This window comes from Sinorhizobium sp. M4_45 (genome assembly GCF_002885915.1).
Lineage (GTDB): Bacteria > Pseudomonadota > Alphaproteobacteria > Rhizobiales > Rhizobiaceae > Sinorhizobium > Sinorhizobium meliloti_A.
Genome location: NZ_NWVE01000001.1, coordinates 447,739 through 466,504, shown reverse-complemented (window position 1 = coordinate 466,504; position 18,766 = coordinate 447,739). Strand labels below are relative to the sequence as shown.

The 18,766-nt window shown below is 62.7% G+C and carries 15 protein-coding genes and 1 pseudogene; 2 read left to right on the top strand and 14 right to left on the bottom strand.

Annotated features, from left to right (window positions below):
- Nucleotides 1-312: 312 nt before the first annotated feature.
- From CN933_RS02205 to panC, 5 genes are all read right to left on the bottom strand, one after another.
- Nucleotides 313-552 carry a PA2433 domain-containing protein gene (locus CN933_RS02205; protein WP_018095437.1) on the bottom strand — a complete coding sequence of 80 codons (240 nt, stop codon included), beginning with the start codon at nucleotides 550-552 and terminating at the stop codon, nucleotides 313-315.
- Nucleotides 553-668: 116 nt separating this feature from the next.
- The gene (locus CN933_RS02200) at nucleotides 669-977 is read right to left on the bottom strand and encodes a branched-chain amino acid transport AzlD family protein (RefSeq protein WP_018095438.1); all 309 of its coding nucleotides are present in this window, start codon (nucleotides 975-977) and stop codon (nucleotides 669-671) included.
- Nucleotides 978-980: 3 nt separating this feature from the next.
- The gene (locus CN933_RS02195) at nucleotides 981-1,697 is read right to left on the bottom strand and encodes an AzlC family ABC transporter permease (protein WP_018095439.1); all 717 of its coding nucleotides are present in this window, start codon (nucleotides 1,695-1,697) and stop codon (nucleotides 981-983) included.
- Between the two features lie 217 nt (nucleotides 1,698-1,914).
- Complete coding sequence (panB, locus tag CN933_RS02190; RefSeq protein ID WP_018095440.1) at nucleotides 1,915-2,736, bottom strand: 3-methyl-2-oxobutanoate hydroxymethyltransferase; 822 nt, start codon at nucleotides 2,734-2,736, stop codon at nucleotides 1,915-1,917.
- 2 nt (nucleotides 2,737-2,738) lie between these two features.
- The gene (panC, locus tag CN933_RS02185; RefSeq protein WP_018095441.1) at nucleotides 2,739-3,614 is read right to left on the bottom strand and encodes a pantoate--beta-alanine ligase; all 876 of its coding nucleotides are present in this window, start codon (nucleotides 3,612-3,614) and stop codon (nucleotides 2,739-2,741) included.
- Nucleotides 3,615-3,962: 348 nt separating this feature from the next.
- Here panC and CN933_RS02180 point away from each other — a divergent pair, with 348 nt between their 5' ends.
- On the top strand, nucleotides 3,963-4,367 hold the full coding sequence (locus tag CN933_RS02180; protein ID WP_026168647.1) for a VOC family protein: 405 nt from the start codon (nucleotides 3,963-3,965) through the stop codon (nucleotides 4,365-4,367).
- 134 nt (nucleotides 4,368-4,501) lie between these two features.
- On the opposite strand, the gene ligA is transcribed toward CN933_RS02180, so the two are convergent.
- The 9 genes from ligA to aqpZ form a co-directional block, all read right to left on the bottom strand.
- A complete protein-coding gene (ligA, locus tag CN933_RS02175; RefSeq protein ID WP_102761211.1) occupies nucleotides 4,502-6,655 on the bottom strand; it encodes an NAD-dependent DNA ligase LigA in 2,154 nt (717 codons plus the stop codon).
- Nucleotides 6,656-6,752: 97 nt separating this feature from the next.
- Entirely contained in the window at nucleotides 6,753-8,426 is a 1,674-nt protein-coding gene (recN, locus tag CN933_RS02170) for a DNA repair protein RecN (protein ID WP_018095444.1), read from the bottom strand.
- Nucleotides 8,427-8,462: 36 nt separating this feature from the next.
- On the bottom strand, nucleotides 8,463-9,329 hold the full coding sequence (locus CN933_RS02165; RefSeq protein ID WP_018095445.1) for an outer membrane protein assembly factor BamD: 867 nt from the start codon (nucleotides 9,327-9,329) through the stop codon (nucleotides 8,463-8,465).
- 265 nt (nucleotides 9,330-9,594) lie between these two features.
- Nucleotides 9,595-10,548 (bottom strand): UDP-3-O-acyl-N-acetylglucosamine deacetylase, encoded by a 954-nt coding sequence (gene lpxC, locus CN933_RS02160; RefSeq protein ID WP_018095446.1) that lies wholly within the window; start codon nucleotides 10,546-10,548, stop codon nucleotides 9,595-9,597.
- Between the two features lie 426 nt (nucleotides 10,549-10,974).
- Nucleotides 10,975-12,756: a cell division protein FtsZ gene (ftsZ, locus tag CN933_RS02155; RefSeq protein WP_018095447.1), complete on the bottom strand. Its 1,782-nt coding sequence runs from the start codon at nucleotides 12,754-12,756 to the stop codon at nucleotides 10,975-10,977.
- A 94-nt stretch (nucleotides 12,757-12,850) separates the two neighbouring features.
- Nucleotides 12,851-14,179: a cell division protein FtsA gene (ftsA, locus tag CN933_RS02150; protein WP_018095448.1), complete on the bottom strand. Its 1,329-nt coding sequence runs from the start codon at nucleotides 14,177-14,179 to the stop codon at nucleotides 12,851-12,853.
- Nucleotides 14,176-15,105 (bottom strand): cell division protein FtsQ, encoded by a 930-nt coding sequence (ftsQ, locus tag CN933_RS02145; protein WP_018095449.1) that lies wholly within the window; start codon nucleotides 15,103-15,105, stop codon nucleotides 14,176-14,178. Before ftsQ ends, ftsA begins: the two co-directional genes overlap by 4 nt.
- Nucleotides 15,093-16,019, bottom strand: a complete 927-nt coding sequence (locus tag CN933_RS02140; protein WP_018095450.1) for a D-alanine--D-alanine ligase — start codon at nucleotides 16,017-16,019, stop codon at nucleotides 15,093-15,095. The genes ftsQ and CN933_RS02140 overlap by 13 nt, the downstream gene beginning before the upstream one ends.
- A gap of 310 nt (nucleotides 16,020-16,329) precedes the next feature.
- Nucleotides 16,330-17,016, bottom strand: coding sequence for an aquaporin Z (gene aqpZ / locus CN933_RS02135; protein ID WP_018095451.1), 687 nt, complete (start codon nucleotides 17,014-17,016; stop codon nucleotides 16,330-16,332).
- 401 nt (nucleotides 17,017-17,417) lie between these two features.
- Between aqpZ and CN933_RS02130 the strand changes: the two are divergent.
- Nucleotides 17,418-18,727, top strand: a pseudogene (locus tag CN933_RS02130) (MFS transporter).
- The last annotated feature ends 39 nt before the right edge of the window (nucleotides 18,728-18,766 follow it).

Genomic DNA, 18,766 nt, shown 5'->3' with positions numbered 1-18,766 from the left:
GAGGGTCGATTTCTCAACCAACAGCATGGTTATATTTGCGGCGACGCTTTCGCGTAACCCGCGAATTTTACTGGATCGCAGCCTTAGAGCGTCTCATAAGACGCGCAAAGGTCGCTGCAGGAAACTTTTCGGAGGACTGCAATCTCTCCTCCTCCCTCACATGTGCTTGTCACAGAAATGAAGGCCGCGCCGCGCCTGCGGCGCGACGAGCACAGGGGATGACGAGATCAAAAAAGCCGCGGCAGGTAGCCCGAATCTCAACAGGCGTTCATCCGACAATCGTCTGAATGCCAAATCACGGCGCGTTCCCAGTCAGATACCGAGCATAGTCTTGGCTTGGCCGAGCGCTGCTTCCGAACCCGCATGGTCGCCGGCCTTGTGCAAGTCTTCGCCCTGCTGGCGCAACTGTTTCACCTTGGCCATGTCGGCCTCGGACAACGATGCGTTGGGCATGGCCGCATCGATGGCCTGCATCATGGCGGGGCACTGATTCGCAAAAGCGGGGACAGGCGCAAGCGCGAGAAACAGCGCAACGGAAATTCTGGTAATCATGGTCGCTCCTCCGTGGGCCGGGGGGCGGCTGCCTCCCCGGCAACGAGAGGATGATAGTCCAGAACCGGTCTGGCGCCAATCCGAGCGGCCGGACCCGTGCTCAGGCGGGCGGGAACCTACATGATCAGGTGCCGGATCGCTATGACCGCGATCCAGCCGACGAGCAGCATCCGAAGCGTCGATAAGCGCAGCCCGATGACGAAGGCGACGAGCATCGCTGCGGCGACGTCCATGCCACCATAGACGAAGGCGGGCGCCACCAGCGTCGTCAATACAGCCGCGGGGACTGCGTTCAGCGCAGATTCGATCCGCGGGGGAATGTACTTCAGCTGAGTGATGAGCACGTAGCCACCGAAGCGCGTGACATAAGTGGCGACTGCGGCCGCAACGATGAGATAGAGCAGATCGAGGTGTTGCGCGTCCAAGGATCAGGCCTCCTTTTCCACGGCGTGGGCTTCGATCGCCGGTCGCTTCGGCGGCATGCAGGCCGCGAGCACGATGCCGGCAAGCGCGCCGATGCTGACATGCCAGGGGGAGCCGACGAAATGCATCGCCGCCACCGAGGCGACGGCGCTCACGGCCACGATCGGCAGAAAACGGTCGCGTGTGCGGAAGCTCATCACCAGCCCCAGAAAGTAGATCGGGAGGAGCACGTCGAGACCGATCGCTTTGGGATCGCCGATCAACTGCCCGAAAATCGCACCGATCAGCGTATTGATGATCCACGGAACATAGATCACGACGCCGAAGCCCGCATACCAGGCGAAGGTGACCGGCAATCCGCGCTCGCCGCGCTGCTCGGTCTCTGCATATTGCGGATCCACGAGCAGAAAGAAGGCGATCAGCTTTTGAGCGAAGCTGAAATGGCGGATGTGCTTGGCGAGAGAAGCGGAATAGAGCACGTGGCGGAAGTTGACCGCAAAAACCGAGAGCACCACGAGCCAGGGCTGAACGTTGCTTCCGAAGAGTTCGATGCCGACCATCTGGCTTGCACCCGCATAGACGGTGGCGCTCATGAATACCGCATCGGCAATCGAAAAACCGTTATCCACCGCAAGCGCGCCGAAAAGCGCGCCGAAGGGCGATGCCGCCAGCATGATCGGAAAGCCGCCGCGAAGCCCTTCCCGGAAATCGCCTCTGCTCATGAAATTCTCCCGCGGGGGCCGCTCGTAACGAGCATGCCGGCAGATTGCCTGCCGGACAGATAGGCGCTGCCGCACATCGCGACAATTCAATTACTCTGATGCGGCGATTGAATTTTCTGATGGTTGGACGCGCGTCATTCCAAGCGCACGCAAGACCAGGTGCTCGGCCGGCCAACCATAAGAAGGCGGACGCAAGGAACGCGCCCGCCCCGACACGTCAGCGCTTTACCTGAAACGTGTGCTCTATGCCTGGAAAAGTGCGCGCCTTCACCTCGTTGGCATAGGCCTCCGCCGCCTTTGAGATCGTCGGTGCCAGTTCGGCGAAGTGCTTGACGAAGCGCGGCTTGAAATCGTTGAAAAGACCCAGCATGTCATCCGATACCAGTATCTGGCCGTCGCAGGCCGGCGAAGCGCCGATGCCGATGGTCGGCGCGCGCAGCGTGGCGGTGATCTCGCGGGCGACTGGCTCGACCGTTCCCTCGACCACGATGGCGAAAGCGCCGGCATCGTCGATCGCCTTGGCGTCGCGGCGGATCTTGGCCACTTCCTTCTCGTTGCGCCCGACCGAGCGGTAGCCGCCCGTCGTGTTGACGAGCTGCGGCATCAAGCCCACATGGCCGAGCACCGGAATGCCACGGCTGACAAGGAATTCGACAGTCTCGGCCATCTCGGCCCCGCCCTCGAGCTTCACTGCGCTGCAGCCCGTTTCCTTCAGGATGCGCGCGGCGCTGCGGAAGGCCTGTTCCTTGGATTCCTGATAGGCGCCGAAAGGCAGGTCGACGACGACACAACAGCGCTCTGAACCGCGCATGACCGCCTGGCCATGCGCAATCATCATGTCGAGCGTGACGCCGACGGTCGTATCGAGGCCGTAGAGAACCATGCCGAGCGAATCGCCGACCAGGAGGAAATCCACATGAGGATCGAGAAGCCGTGCGATCGGCGTCGTATAGGCCGTCAGGCTGACGATCGGGCGCTCACCCTTCAGGGCTTCGATGCTGGCGGGGCTGAGCCGCCGTTTCGTGGTCTGGACGCTCATTCTCAGGCTACCTTTGCAAAACGGGCGGATTTCGGGGCTATGACGCGGTTGTCGAGCAGCTTCGTGGTGCCGAAGCGGACGAAGAGCAGGAGCAGGACCGGCTTTTCTCCGATCTCGCCGACAGGCTCAAGCGTTTCCGGGTCGCGCAGCGCCACCACTTCGGGCCGCGCCAGGGGTTCGCCGGCGAGAAACTCCAAGACACCCTTCTCGATTTCGGCCGGTTCGGTGACGCCGCTTGCGATCAGCCGCTCGGCCTCGTCCAGCGCCTTCGGCACGATCGCGGCTGCACGCCGCTCTTGTGTCGTCAGATAGACGTTGCGCGACGAACAGGCGAGCCCGTCCTCCTCGCGCACCGTCGGTACGCCGATGACCGTAACCGGCTGCGCCAGATCCTCGACCATGCGCCGGATGATCTGGAGCTGCTGGAAATCCTTTTCGCCGAAATAGGCGCGGTCCGGCTGGACGATGTTGAAGAGCTTGGTGACGACGGTCGCAACGCCTGCGAAATGGCCGGGCCTCACCGCGCCTTCGAGCTCGGAGCCGAGCTTCGGCACGTCGACCACCGTTTCCATCGGCCGCGGATACATGTCGGAAACGCCGGGGGCAAAAAGGAAATCGACGCCGCCATCGGTCAGCAGCGCCTGATCACGGGCGAGGTCGCGCGGGTATTTGCCAAGATCCTCGTTCGCGCCGAACTGCAGCGGATTGACGAATATGCTGGCAACGACCACGTGGTTCTCGACGCGGGCGCGGCGCACGAGTTCCATATGGCCGACATGGAGATAGCCCATGGTGGGGACCAGTCCGATGGACCTGCCCGCGCGCCGATGCTCGGCAAGGGCCTCTCGCAGTTCGGCGATGGTGCTGATGGTTCTCATTTCGGACCCTCCAATCCGCCGGGACGTTAGATACGCCCCGCTTCGCCGATATGGCTCCTGCATCGTCAAAATGCTACAGCGACAGTTGCGCGTCCGATAAGACGCGCGGCTGCGGGCGCCAGCCCCGCGAAAAGGCAATTGCACAAATTTTGGCTGCAAGATCTATCTTGTGCAGCGCAAAAACACAAACGGAAATGGGCTCAAATTCGAAGCGCCGCACCTGATCGGCGTCTCAGACCGTGGTCGACTACGAGGGGGTCGAAAAATTCAACGAGCCCTGTCGGCACGCGGCACATGTCTTCGTCCTTGGCTCATCGAAGCGAAACCATCTTCAACAAGGAGCACCCCATGCGCATGATTTTCGTCAACCTGCCGGTCAAGGATCTGAAAGCCTCGCGGTCCTTCTTCTCCGCTTTGGGCTTTACATTCAACGAGCAGTTTTCCGACGAGACCGCCGCCTGCATGGTCATCGACGACAATATCTTCGCCATGCTTCTGACCGAGCCGAAGTTCCGTAGCTTCATCGTCGGCGAGATCAGCGACACGGCGAAGGGCACCGAGGTTATCACCGCGCTCTCCGCCGGAAGCCGTGCCGAATGCGACGACATGTTCGACAAGGCTATTGCCGCGGGAGGCAAGCCATGGAAGCCGGCGATCGACTACGGCTTCATGTACGGCATCAGCTTCCAGGACCTGGACGGCCACGTCTGGGAGTTCATGTGGATGGACATGTCGGCTGAGCAGCAGGCGTGACGATCTAAACCAACGGGTCGCGCGGCATCGCTCTCATCCGCCTGCCGGCACCTTCTCCCCACGTCAATGGGGAGAAGGGACAAGAAGCGGCGCCGCGCCCCCCTTCGCCCCGCTTGCGGGAGAAACAAAACACGCTACCCGCCGATCAGCGCCAGCCACTCGTCCTCGTCCATCGTCTGGACGCCGAGTTCGCGGGCCTTGTCGAGCTTCGAGCCGGCGCCCGGGCCGGCGACGACGATGTCGGTCTTCTTCGATACCGATCCCGCCACCTTGGCGCCGAGACTCTCCGCCTTTGCCTTCGCCTCCTCGCGCGTCATCTTCTCCAGCGATCCCGTGAAGACGACCGTCTTGCCGGCGACGGGGCTGTCGGTCGCCACGGGCAATGCCGCGTTTTCGGGCGTAACTTCGCGCAGCAGCTCGGAAACGACCTTCAGGTTGCGCGGCTCCTTGTAGAACTCGACAATGGCGCGAGCGACCACCTCGCCAATGCCGTCAATGCTGTTCAGCTCGTTCCAGGCATCTCCCGAAAAGCCTGCCGCCTCGGTCATGGCCGCCCCGAAATGCTCGTAGCTGCCATAGGAGCGCGCAAGCAGCTTGGCGGTGGTCTCGCCCACATGGCGGATGCCAAGCGCATAGATCAGGCGATGAAGCGCTATCGAGCGGCGGGCATTGATCGCCTCGTACAGCTTGCGGACGCTTACCTTGCCGAATCCATCGATGTTCTCGAGCTTGTTGAGCGATTGCTCCTGGCGGCGTTCGAGCGTGAAGATCTCGGGGGCGGTGCGGATCCTCAGATTCTCGTCCTCGCTTTCGAAGAAGAACTCGATCTGCTTGGAGCCGAGGCCTTCGATGTCGAAGGCATTGCGCGAGACGAAATGCTTCAGATGCTCGACCGCCTGCGCACGGCAGACGAAGCCGCCCGTGCAGCGGCGCACGGCATCCACCTTGCCGGTCTTTTCGTTGATGTCGCGCACCGCATGGCTGCCGCAGATGGGGCACGTCGTCGGAAACCTGTAGGGCTCGGCGCCTTCCGGCCGCTCGTCCATCACCACGTCGACGATCTGAGGGATCACGTCCCCTGCCCGCTGGACGATCACCATGTCGCCGATACGAACGTCGCGCCCATCGCGGATCGGCTCGCCGGTGTTGCCGACGCCCCGGATATAATCCTCGTTGTGCAGCGTCGCGTTAGTGACGACGACGCCCCCGACCGTGATCGGCTCCAGCCGCGCGACGGGCGTCAGGGCGCCGGTACGGCCGACCTGAATGTCGATGCCCTTCAGACGCGTGAAAGCCTGTTCGGCCGGAAACTTGTGCGCCGTTGCCCAGCGCGGACTGCGCGAGCGGAAGCCGAGCCTGGCCTGCAGATCGAGCCGGTCGACCTTGTAGACGACGCCGTCGATGTCGTAGTCGAGGTCCGGACGCTCCCGCTCGATATGGTGATAGTGCTCCAGGAGCACGTCGGCGGAGAAGAAGCGCTGCATCAGCGGATTGACCGGGAATCCCCAGGCCTTGAAGGTCTCCACCATGCCGAGCTGCGTATCCGCAGGCATCGCCGACATCTCGCCCCAGGCATAGGCGAAGAAGCGCAGCTTGCGGTTCGCCGTCACCTTCGCGTCCAGCTGACGGAGCGAACCCGACGCCGTATTGCGCGGGTTGACGTAGAGCGGCCTGCCCTGCGCCGCCATCTCGGCATTGAGCGCGGCGAAGTCCGATTTCGCCATGTAGATCTCGCCGCGGATCTCGACGACGTCAGGCGCGTCCGCGGGAAGCGTCTGCGGGATCATGCCGATGGTACGAACATTGGCCGTGACGTTTTCTCCGGTCGTGCCGTCGCCGCGGGTCGCAGCCGTGACGAGCCGCCGGTTTTCGTAGCGCAGCGACATGGATAGCCCGTCGATCTTCGGCTCGGCCGTGAAGGCGATCGAGCCGTCCGGGAGCTGGCCGAGGAAGCGGTAGACGCCGGCGACGAATGCGCGGGCGTCCTCGTCCGAGAAGGTATTGTCGAGCGACAGCATCGGCCGCGCATGGGCGACGGGCGCGAAGGTGAGCGAGGGCGCGGCACCGACCTTCCGCGAGGGGCTGTCCTCGCGGACAAGTGCCGGAAAGCGCTCTTCGATGAGATCGTTCCGCCGCTTCAGCCCATCGTAGTCCGCATCCGAAATCTCCGGAGCATCCTTGCCGTGATAGAGTACGTCGTGGCGGGCAAGCTCCGCCGCCAGGAAGGCGAGTTCCTCGGCAGCTTCCGCTTCGTTCAATTGTTCGACGGGTTTTCTTTGATTCAGCATGGATGCGGCTCCAGAACTTTGGAGTCGCTTTTACTGCATGATTCTTAAAATCGGAATCGATTTGAGGGTAATCGATACGAAGATAAGTGGGGGCTATTCAACCGTTGCCGGCGAGCAATCGCGCAGCCGCGGCCCTCGCCTCCTCGGTAATCGAGGCGCCGGCGAGCATGCGGGCGATCTCTTCCGTGCGTGCCGCTTCGTCCATGCGGGCGACTCGGGTGGCGATCATCTCGGTCTTTTCCGCGGAAGGCCCCTTCGAAATCAGGAGATGCGTCGCCGCACGCGCGGCAACCTGCGGCGCATGGGTGACGGAAAGCACCTGCACGGTTTTCGAAAGTCGCTTCAGGCGCTGGCCGATCGCGTCCGCCACGGCGCCGCCGACGCCGGTATCGATCTCGTCGAAGACGAGCGTCGGCGCGGAACCGCGGTCGGCGAGCGCCACTTTCAGCGCGAGCAGGAAGCGCGAGAGCTCGCCACCCGAAGCGACCTTCATGATCGGCCCCGGCCTGGTGCCGGGATTGGTCTGGACGTGGAATTCGACCGCATCGATCCCGTCGGCCGTCGGCGATCCCGGATCGCTCGTCACCTCCACCATGAAGCGGGCGCGTTCGAGCTTCAGCGCAGGCAATTCTTCCATGACGGCGGCCGAAAGCGCAGCAGCCGTATTGTGGCGCTTCTCGGAAAGCGAGCGGGCCGCAACGTCGAAGGCCGCCCTGGCTTCGTCGACCTGTATTTCCAGCTGCTTCAGCTTCTCCTCGCCGGCGTCGAGATCGGCAAGATCTGCGATCATCCGCGCGGCAAGTGCCGGCAGTTCGGTGACGGGAACCGAATATTTGCGGCTCGCGGCCCGCAGAGCAAAAAGCCGCTCCTCGACGCGCTCGAGTTCCTTCGGATCGAATTCCGTGTTGCGGAGCGCGCGCTCGACCGCCATCTGGGCATCCGCAAGCTGGTTCAGCGCCCCGTCCAGAAGCTCGACCGTCTCTTCGAGCAGGCCTGGTGCCTCATGGCTCTTGCGTTCGAGCCGCCGGACGAGCGACGCGATGAGCGGTACCGGCGAGGCGTTGCCGTTCAGAAACTCGGATGCCTCGCTGATGTCCCCGGCAATGCGCTCGACCTTCATCATGCGGGCTCGGCTCTCGGCGAGTTCCTCCTCTTCGCCGTCGCGTGGCGAAAGCGTCTCGAGTTCCTCGACGGAGGAACGCAGATAGTCCGCCTCGCGGGCTGCTGCCTCCACCTTCTCGCGGTGTTTCTTCAGACAGCGCTCGGCATCCTTCCAGCCGCGATAGAAGGTCGCGACGTCTTCCGCAGCTTCGGTCGTGCCGCCGAAAGCGTCGAGCAGCGTGCGGTGCGCGTCGGTGTCGACAAGCGCCCGATCGTCGTGCTGGCCGTGAATTTCAACGAGCGTCTGGCCGACCTGCCGCATCAGCTGGACGCTCACCGGCTGGTCGTTGATGAACGCCTTGGTGCGGCCGTCGGCCGATTGCACACGGCGGAAGATCAGATCGCCGTCGTCGTCGATGCCGTTCTCGCGCAGGAAGAGCCGCGCCGCATGGCCGGCGGGAACGTCGAAGACAGCGGTAACCTGGCCCCTGTCCTCGCCGTGACGCACGAGCGAACCGTCGCCGCGGCCGCCCAGCGCGAGCGACAGACTGTCGAGAAGGATGGATTTGCCCGCGCCGGTTTCGCCGGTCAGCACCGAAAGCCCGGCATCGAAGCTGAGGTCAAGCCGTTCGATCAGGACGATATCGCGGATCGCGAGCTGGGCGAGCATCCGGTTTCATATCTTCGTTGTCGGGCGCCGGGAAAATCACGCGCCGATGAGGTTCTTTCCCGCGCGCGCGATCCAGGACGTGCCGGTTTCGCGCGGCTCAAGCCCGCCGGATTGCAGCAGCTTGTAGGAGTCGGCATACCATTGGCTGTCGGGGTAGTTATGCCCGAGAACCGCTGCCGCCGTCTGGGCTTCCCCAGTCACGCCCATCGCATAATAGGCTTCGACGAGACGGGCGAGCGCTTCCTCGACCTGATTGGTGGTCGGATATCGCTCGACGACGGTGCGGAAGCGTGAAATCGCCGCAAGGTATTCCTTGCGCTCGAGATAATAGCGGCCGACCTGCATCTCCTTGCCGGCGAGCTGGTCGCGTGCAAAGCGGATCTTTGCCTGCGCATCGTCGACATATTCGGAGTCCGGATACTTGTCGACGACGACCTGCATCGCCTCGATCGCCTTCGCCGCAGGTCTTTGATCCTGCGTCACCGACGGAATCTGCTTCGTATAGGCAAGGCCCTGTATATATTGCGCGTAGGCCGCGTCTTCCGACTGCGGATAAAGGTTCAGATAACGGTTGGTCGAGTTGATCGCGTCCTGATACTGGCCGTTGCGATAGGAAACGAATGCATTCATGACCAGCGCTTTGCGGGCATATTCGGAGAACGGATGCTGCTTGTCGATCGCCTCGAACTTCCGCGCCGCCTCCGTCGTCTTGCCGGCGTTCAGGTTTGCAAGGCCCTGGTTATAGAGCACGTCCGGCGGATCGGTCTCGGCCGTGAGTTTGGTGATGTCGATGTCCGGATCGTTCTGGCAGGCCGTGATCAGACTGGAGCCGGCGATAGCCGCAAGAACGACCGCGGCGACGCGCGCTGATCTTCTTATGTCGACAGAAACTGCAAGAACCATCGGATATTCCCGTTTCACTCAGCGCCTAGCATCGCGCCAGACTTGCGCGTTTTAGAGCAAGTTACCTCAAGACCGCAACGTCATGATCGGCAATTCATGCAAATTTGTGGCGCCCTGCAACGCTGCACCCATTTTCAGATGTGTAAAGCGCCTCTGGCACCGTGAAAATCGGTGCCGAAGAACACGCGTTACTCGGGGAAACTATCGAATCATCATAAAAATGCCGGCCTTTCGGCCGGCGACTGGAGATGAATGTCCTGTGCCCTCAGGCGGACCAGGGCGCGAAGCCCGGTGCGGCAACCGCCACCATGTCCCGCGAACGGGTGCGCTGGCGCGGCGTTGCCGTTTCCACCACCTCATAGGCGGTCGGATCGCTGAGCAATGCCTTGAGGGCATTGGCATTCATCCGGTGCCCGCCGCGATAGGAGCGGTAGCAGCCGAGGAAGGGAGCGCCCGCCAGCGAAAGATCGCCCACGGCGTCGAGGGTCTTGTGGCGGACGAACTCGTCCGTATACCGCAGTCCCTCCACATTGATGACCGCGTTGTCGTCCGAGATTACCACGGAGTTTTCGAGTGACGAGCCGAGCGCGAAACCGCCTGCCCAAAGGCGCTCCACATCGCGCATGAAGCCGAAAGTACGCGCCCGCGACAGCTCCCGCTTGAAAACGGAAGGCGTCATGTCGCCCTTCCATGCCTGACGGCCGATCAGCGGGCAATCGAAATCGATCTCGACTTCGAAGCGCATGCCGTCATAGGGCGTGAATTCCGACCAGGAAGCGCCCGATTCGATGCGCACCGGCTTTAGGATGCGGATATAGCGGCGCTTCTCGGCAAGCGATTGAATACCTGCCTGCTCGATCGCCTCGATAAAGGGAGCGGAGCTGCCATCCATGATCGGCATTTCGGCGCCATGCACCTCGATCGACAGGTTGTCGAGGCCGAGCGCATAGACCGCCGCCATGACATGCTCGATCGTGGCGATCGAGGTCGCCGGCGAGAGGCCAAGGACGGTGCAGAGATCGGTGTTGCCGACCTGCGACGAGACGGCCCGGAATTCGCTCACCCGGCCGCCGGCAAGCACACGCTGGAACACGATCCCGGCGTCGGCATCGGCCGGCTGGAAGGTGATCTCGACTTCCGCACCGGAGTGAACGCCAATTCCCTTGAGGGTTATCGGGTTTGCAATCGTCGTCTGAAACCCGAGCAGTTCGATTCCCATTCTCGTCACTTTCAATCAAGGCGGCCTTCGGCCAAAATCCTAGAGGGTGCCACGTTGCTCAAGACACAAGACGAAGTACCGGGATCCCGCGCCAGTCGGCGGAAATCTCGTCTTCGAACTAACAGCGCCCGATCGAATCGTATGCGTCCCCAATTCCGATGATGAAAATAAGAGTTTGGAGACACCATTCCAAATCACTGTTCGTTTCGGTTTGTTACGCAATTCATATGCGCGCAATGCAAATGACAAGTGTCTGATTTCGCGAGGGAAATCGAAAAATGCCCGGGCTGGCGCCCGGGCATCGGCAAGGTGAAGGAACAGTCTCCGCATGTTTCCCTGAACCGGAGTCGGCTCAGGAAAAACTGCGGCGACTGAAAGTACCACGGCGACGTTGCGCGTCCGATCGGACGCACGGCGCCGTAGGTATCAGCTCGACTGGCGGCGCAGGAACGCCGGAATTTCGAGCTGATCGTCTTCATGCGACCGCATCTGAGGCGCAGCGCGACCGTGATCGTCGAGCTGGCCGCGACGCGGCGCATAGAGGCTGGCTTCCGGCGAAAGCGGCCGGCGCTGTTGCGAGGCGGCGCTTGGTGCGGCGGCGGTCATGTCGGACGAGACATTCGTCGCTTCCCGTTCACGCAGCCCGAGCGAGCTCGTGATCCGGTTCAGGAGTCCCATCGGTCCGCGTTCCTCCTGATGCACAGGCGCCGGCTGCGTCCGGTGATCCATTTCCGCCTTCACGACCGGCGGAAAGTCCTCGACCTTCGGCATGCGTACCGGCTCGGCCTGCTGCCGCACGACCGGGGTGGGCTCCTGCCGGACCGGCTGTGCCTGCATCTGCGGCTGAACGGGCGCCTGCATCTCGACCGGGCGCGGTGCCGGCTGCGCCGGCCGCATGACCGGTGCGGCCTCCGCCGGAGCAACGCCTGCGAAAAGCTTGCTCTGCGGACGGAAGGTCTCTTCCTGCAGTTGCGGCTGCGGCTGCGGCTGCGTCTGCGGTGCGGCGACCTGGGTGCGCGCAGCGATGTCGAGTTCGCGCTCCATTTCGGCTTCGCGAATGGCGAGCGCGATGTGGTCGACATTCTGCTGCTGCTGGAGCGGCTGCTGCACCGGCTGCGGCTGCGGCGCGGGCTGCAGCGAAACAGTCGGCTGCGGCTGGGCCGGAACGGCGGCGGACGGGCGGACGATCGGCTTCGGCGCTACCGGACGAAAGTCGGCGGAGCGGCCGGCCACCTCCGCGGCCGTGCGGTCGATGCCGGTCGCGACGACCGAAACCCGAATGAGGCCTTCGAGCTCCTCGTCGAAGGTCGCACCGAGAATGATGTTGGCGTCCGGATCGACCTCCTCGCGGATACGCGTCGCAGCCTCGTCCACCTCGAAGAGCGTGAGGTCGCGGCCACCGGTGATGGAGATGAGCAGGCCTTGAGCGCCCTTCATCGAGGTTTCGTCGAGCAGCGGGTTGGCGATCGCAGCTTCCGCAGCGGCCATTGCGCGGCCTTCGCCGGAGGCTTCGCCCGTGCCCATCATGGCGCGGCCCATTTCGCGCATCACCGAACGGACGTCGGCGAAGTCGAGATTGATGAGGCCTTCCTTGACCATGAGGTCGGTGATGCAGGCGACGCCGGAATAAAGAACCTGATCGGCCATGGCGAAGGCGTCCGCGAAGGTCGTCTTGTCATTGGCGATGCGGAAGAGGTTCTGGTTCGGGATGACGATCAGGGTGTCGACCGACTTCTGAAGATCGGAAATACCCTGGTCGGCGATCCGCATGCGGCGTCCGCCTTCGAAATGGAACGGCTTGGTGACGACGCCGACGGTGAGGATACCCTTGTTGCGGGCAGCCTGGGCGACGATCGGAGCAGCGCCCGTGCCGGTGCCGCCGCCCATGCCGGCGGTGACGAAGCACATATGCGTGCCCTGCAGGTGATCGATGATCTCGTCGATGCATTCTTCAGCGGCCGCACGGCCGACTTCCGGCTGCGAGCCGGCACCAAGACCTTCGGTGACGGCGACACCCATCTGGATGATCCGCTCGGCCTTGGTCATGGTGAGTGCCTGGGCATCCGTGTTGGCGACGACGAAATCGACGCCCTGGAGCCCGGCGGTGATCATGTTGTTGACGGCGTTGCCGCCGCCGCCGCCGACGCCGAAGACCGTGATACGCGGCTTCAGCTCGGTAATGTCCGGCTTCTGCAAGTTGATGGCCATAGTCCTGTTCCTTCTCTTTCCCTGGCCGCCTTGCCGAGCCGGCCAATTCCTTCAAACTCGAACACCTGTCCCGTTCGGCGATATGCCGAGCGGTCTAGAAACTTTCTTTCAGCCATTGCCCCATCCGGGCGAAACGGCTGTTGCCACCGAGGGTGGAGAACATGCCGCTGCCGGCGGCATGCGTCTCGAGGTCGGCGACCTGCGGGTAGATCATCAGCCCGACGGCCGTGGAGAAGGCCGGGCCCTTGGCAGCGGCCGGCAGTCCGGATACGCCGAGCGGGCGGCCGATGCGGACATTGCGTGCGAGAATGCGCCGCGCCGCTTCCGGCAGGCCGGTCAACTGGCTGGCTCCCCCCGTCAATACGATCCGCTTGCCGACGATCGGGCTGAAACCGGACCGCTGGATGCGGTCGCGTATGAGTTCCAGCGTCTCTTCGATGCGAGCGCGAACGATGCGCGAAACCAGAGCGCGCGGCACGTGCGTCGGCTGATCGCGGTCGTCTTCGCCGATCGGCGGAACCGAAATGATATCGCGCTCGTCCACGCTGTTCGGAAGCGCCGAACCGTGCACGACCTTCAGGCGCTCGGCATCCTCGATGCGGGTGGACAGGCCGCGCGCAAGATCGGTCGTGACGTGGTGGCCGCCAAGCCCGACGGCATCCGCATGGACGAGCTTGCCTTCGGCGAAAACCGAGATCGTCGTCGTACCGCCGCCCATGTCGATGGCCGCACATCCGAGCTCGACCTCGTCATCCACGAGTGCCGCAAGGCCGCTGGCATAGGGCGTCGCTACCATGCCCTCGACCGAGAGGTGAGCGCGATTGACGCAGAGTTCGAGGTTCTTCAGTGCGGGCCGCTCCGCCGTCAGCACATGCATGTCGACGCCGAGAACGTCACCGAACATCGCCAGCGGGTCGCGGATGCCGCGCTCGCCGTCGAGCGAGAAGCCGGTCGGCAGAGAGTGCAGGATGGCACGATCGGTGCGCAGCGACTGGTGACCCGCGGCAGCGAGTACCTTCTTCAGATCGTTCGCCTCGACCTCCTGCCCGCCGAGATCGATCGTCGCGGTATAGACGTCGCTCTGCAGGCGGCCGGCGGAAACATTCACGATGAGGCTGTCGATGGTTAGTCCCGCCATGCGCTCGGCTGCATCGACCGCAAGCCGGACGACACTTTCGACCGCGTCGAGATCGGCGATGACGCCATTCTTGACGCCCCGCGACTTCTGGTGCCCGATGCCGATGACCTCGATGCTGTGCGTGCGCCCGGGCAGGATCTGGCTCTCGGCACGCGGCGTCAGGCGGCCGATCATGCATACCACCTTGGTCGAGCCGATATCGAGCACCGACACGACATGCGACCGCTTCGAGGGCAAGGGTTTCAGACGCGGAAGGCCGAAATTGGCGGATCCGAACAAACTCATATCCGCTTCTCCTGGGCTTTCAGCATTTTCTCCCTCGCCTTGAGTGCGACTTCCCGGCGCTTCACGGCTTCCGGCGTCAACTGTACGGTCGTGCGGTCTTCGAGCCTGAGATCGACGGCGGCGATATCGCGCTCCAGCAACTGATGCGTGTCTTGCATACCGGCGAGCACGCTCATCGCGCGGGCAACATCCTTTTCCGGAAGCTTCACGACGACGCCGTTGTTGAGCCGCAGATCCCAGCGACGCCCGGCCACGCGCACGAAGGCTTTGACGCGGGAGCGGAACTCCGGCCAGCGGGAAAATTCATCGTAGAACGCGGCCGCCGCCGTCTCCGCGTCGCGGCCGACGAAAAGCGGCAGGCTGGCGAACTTGTTGTCCCTGAGCGGCGCGATGACGCTGCCGCTACGCTCTATCAGGGAGAGATCCGATCCGTGCTGCCAGATACCGAAGGCTTCGCGCTCCTTGAGAACGACCTCGATCGTACCCGGATAGATCTTGCGCACCGTGACGGTCTCCACCCAGGGCAGTTCGCCGATAAGCCGACGCGCCTCCTCGATGTCGAGCGCCACCAGTGACGTCGTGCCGTCCAGGCCGAGCTGCTGGAGAATGTCGATCTCGGAGGTCTGCGCGTTGCCGGAAACGCGGACGTCCTCGATCGCGAAGCCGGCGGCAGTCGTCGAGACCTGCGCGAAACTCTGCGTGTGGCCGCCGAGCGACATGCCGTAAAGGCCCGTGGCCACCATGAAAGCTGCGGCGGAAACTGTTCCGGTATGATTCGGGAAGCGGATTCGACCGGCGCCAAGGCTGATCAGAAAGCGCACGCCCTTGCGCAGCGGCCGCGGCAGGACGAACGCTTCATCCGCCTCGGCGACAGCGCCGGCCGGGTAACGAACCCTCTTGCCCCTTCTGCCCCTCAGCGCAAGCACGACGCGTCCTCCACCATCCACCTGAGAAATTCACCGAATTGAAGGCCCGCATGCTGCGCCATTTCGGGCACCAGGGACGTTGGGGTCATGCCGGGTTGGGTATTGATCTCGAGCCAGATCAACTCGCCCTCACCATCCCCACGATCGTCGAAACGAAAGTCGGACCGGCTGACGCCGCGGCAACCGATCGCCTCATGCGCCTTCAACGCCAGTGTTTGTATTTTTTGGTAAATATTTGGTGAAATCTGTGCAGGTATGACGTGCTTTGAACCACCTTTTACGTATTTCGAGTCGTAATCGTAGAAGGCGTGCCCCTGCGGGATGATTTCAGTGACGCCGAGGGCGACATCGCCCATGACACCGCAGGTGAATTCGCGTCCGGCAATATAGCGCTCGACCATGACGCGGTCGCCGTACCGCCACTCGCTTGAGGTGATCAACTGAGGCGGATGCGACTGATCCTCCTTGACGATCACCACCCCGAAGCTCGACCCCTCGCGGACCGGCTTCACCACATAGGGCGGTTTCATCGGATGCTGATTGCCGAAGCTGCGCCGGTCCATGACCAGCGCCTCGGCAACCGGGATGCCGGCAGCCTTGGCGACATGCTTTGCCTGGTCTTTATCCATGGCCAGTGCAGAAGCCAGGACGCCCGAATGGGTATAGGGGATCTCGAGATATTCGAGAATGCCCTGGATCGTCCCGTCTTCGCCGAACGGCCCATGAAGCGCATTGAAGACGACATCCGGGCGCAATTCCTGAAGAACCGCTGCGACGTCGCGACCGACATCGACGCGCGTGACGCGATAGCCTTCCGCCTCCAGGGCATCCGCGCAAGCCGTCCCCGAAGACAGGCTCACCGGCCTCTCCGAGGAAAATCCGCCCAACAGGACAGCAACATGCTTGCTGCTCATTCAAACCCCCAAACAATACGCCACTATCGCGAAGCTTGCTTGCACCTGGCTGATTTCGAAGCCTCGATTCGCGTGACCGTCGCGTGAAACCACTACAACGACATTATGGTTAATGAAGTGTTTACTTTGGTTAACTCTCGCCGCGAAACGCGCTTCGGCGCAACCCGCCCAGAATCAATCAGAGACAAGATTTCCTAGCTGAATCAGAGCTTTCTGTGGCTTGCAAGGGAAATAATCTTAGGAAAGGCAGAGCCCGCCTGCGTGTGCAGGCGGGCTCTACATGGTCTTACGTGGCGCTATCTTTCCCGATCTAGCTATCGTCGCCGACGATTTTCCATACGATCCCGGCAATGGCTGCACCGATCAGCGGCGCGACCCAGAAGAGCCAGAGCTGGGAAATGGCCCAGTCGCCGACGAACAGCGCCTGTCCGGTCGATCGGGCCGGATTTACGGAGGTGTTGGTGACCGGGATCGAGACGAGGTGAATCAAGGTCAGCCCAAGGCCGATGGCGATGGGCGCGAAGCCCACAGGCACGCGGCCATGCGTCGAGCCAAGAATGATGAGCAGGAAAAAGGCGGTCATGACGACCTCGGTGACGAGAGCCGCCGTCAACGAGTAGCCCCCCGGAGAATGTTCGCCGTAACCATTGGCGGCAAAACCGCCAAGCTGAAAATCGGCCTTGCCGCTGGCGATCACGTAGAGCACGGCAGCCGCGGCGATCGCGCCGGCGACCTGCGCGATGATGTAACCGACGAGGCTCGCCGGCGGCATTCTGCCGGCAACGGCAAGTCCGACCGATACCGCCGGATTGAAATGGCCGCCGGAAATTCCGCCGACCGCATAGGCCATGGTCAGCACCGTAAGGCCGAAGGCAAAGGAGACGCCGAGCAGGCCGATGCCGACCTCCGGGAAGGCAGCGGCAAGTACGGCGCTGCCGCACCCGCCGAGAACGAGCCAGAAAGTACCGAGAAATTCCGCAGAGAGCTTTCTGAACATGAATATTCCCCCAAATCGAAGCAAAACGCTTCGCCGACGAGAGTTCTCCAGTATTCGATTCTCGTCAAGCGGAAGATGTATTTTCTGTCAATGCCCGCATTACGGGAAGCCCATGAATTCATGTAGGTGGGCATGTCGACTGCTCGGGCAAGGCGGGGCGATGCGCCGGTGGAATATTGCTGCGCCGGCAAGCGCATTTAGTTCGCATTTCTTACGAAATCGGACTTTCTCGATGTGAAAACTTGCGCTAAGAACCGGCCGCCCGCCTCCCAAGACGGCATAACCGCCAGATCATTTTTTTGCGTCCATGGGACAGCGAACTGATCTAACCCTCTGAAACTACGCAATTCCGGCGGGAGAGAGTTACTCGCTTTCCCGCGAATTGCCACAGGAACGAACCAATGACAGACGCGACAACCTCGCTGTCGCCGCAGGATGGTGCGTTGCATCGGCAGGCCGTGAACTCCCCTGCCCGGGTGCTGTTCGCCAGCCTGGTCGGCACCACGATCGAATTCTTCGACTTCTATGTCTATGCGACCGCAGCGGTAATCATCTTCCCGCACCTTTTCTTCCCTGCAGCCGATCCGACCTCGGCAATGCTGCAGTCCCTCGCCACCTTTTCGATCGCCTTCTTCGCCCGCCCGCTCGGCGCCGTGATCTTCGGTCACTTCGGCGACAGGATCGGCCGGAAGGCGACGCTCGTCGCCGCGCTGATGACCATGGGCATTTCCACGGTCATCATCGGCCTGTTGCCCACCTATGCGACGATCGGCGTCGTGGCACCGCTGCTGCTTGCCCTTTGCCGTTTCGGTCAGAGCCTCGGCCTCGGCGGCGAATGGGGCGGCGCGGTGTTGCTCGCCACCGAGAATGCGCCCGAAGGCAAGCGGAGCTGGTACGCCATGTTCCCGCAGCTGGGCGCGCCGATCGGCTTCATCCTGTCGGCAGGAACCTTCCTCATCCTCGGCGAAGTCATGAGCGAAGAGGCCTTTTTCGCCTGGGGCTGGCGCGTTCCCTTCATCGCCAGCGTGCTGCTCGTGATCGTCGGCCTCTATGTCCGCCTGAAGATCACCGAAACGCCGGAATTCCAGAAGGCGATCGACAAGCCGAGCGTGTCGAGGTGCCGGTCGCGGCGATCTTCCGCTCGCACAAGCGAAGCCTCGTACTCGGCACTTTCGTGGCGCTCGCGACCTTCGTCCTGTTCTATCTGATGACCGTCTTCTCGCTCTCCTGGGGCACGACCAAGCTCGGCTATTCGCGCGAACAGTTCCTGCTCGTACAGATGACGGGCGTCGTCTTCTTCGGCCTGATGATCCCGGTCTCCGGCATACTTTCGGACCGCTTCGGCCGGCGCCTCGTGCTGGTGCTGACGACGATCGGCATCGGCGTTTTCGGCCTCTTCATGGCGCCGCTTCTGTCATCCGGTCTCGGCGGGGCCTTCGTATTCTCGATCGTCGGCCTCGGCCTGATGGGCCTCACCTACGGGCCGATCGGCGCGGCGCTGGCGGCTCCCTTCCCGACGGCGGTGCGCTATACCGGCGCCTCGATGACCTTCAACCTCGCCGGCATCTTCGGCGCGTCGCTGGCGCCCTATATCGCCACCTGGCTCGCGACCAATTACAGCCTCGGCCATGTCGGCTACTATCTGCTGGCGGCGGCATCGATCACGCTCGTCTGCCTGCTTCTTTCGAACGAGGAAGAGGTCTCGGGCTGAGAGATGGAATAATCCTGAAAAAGGGCCGCGTCGGATATC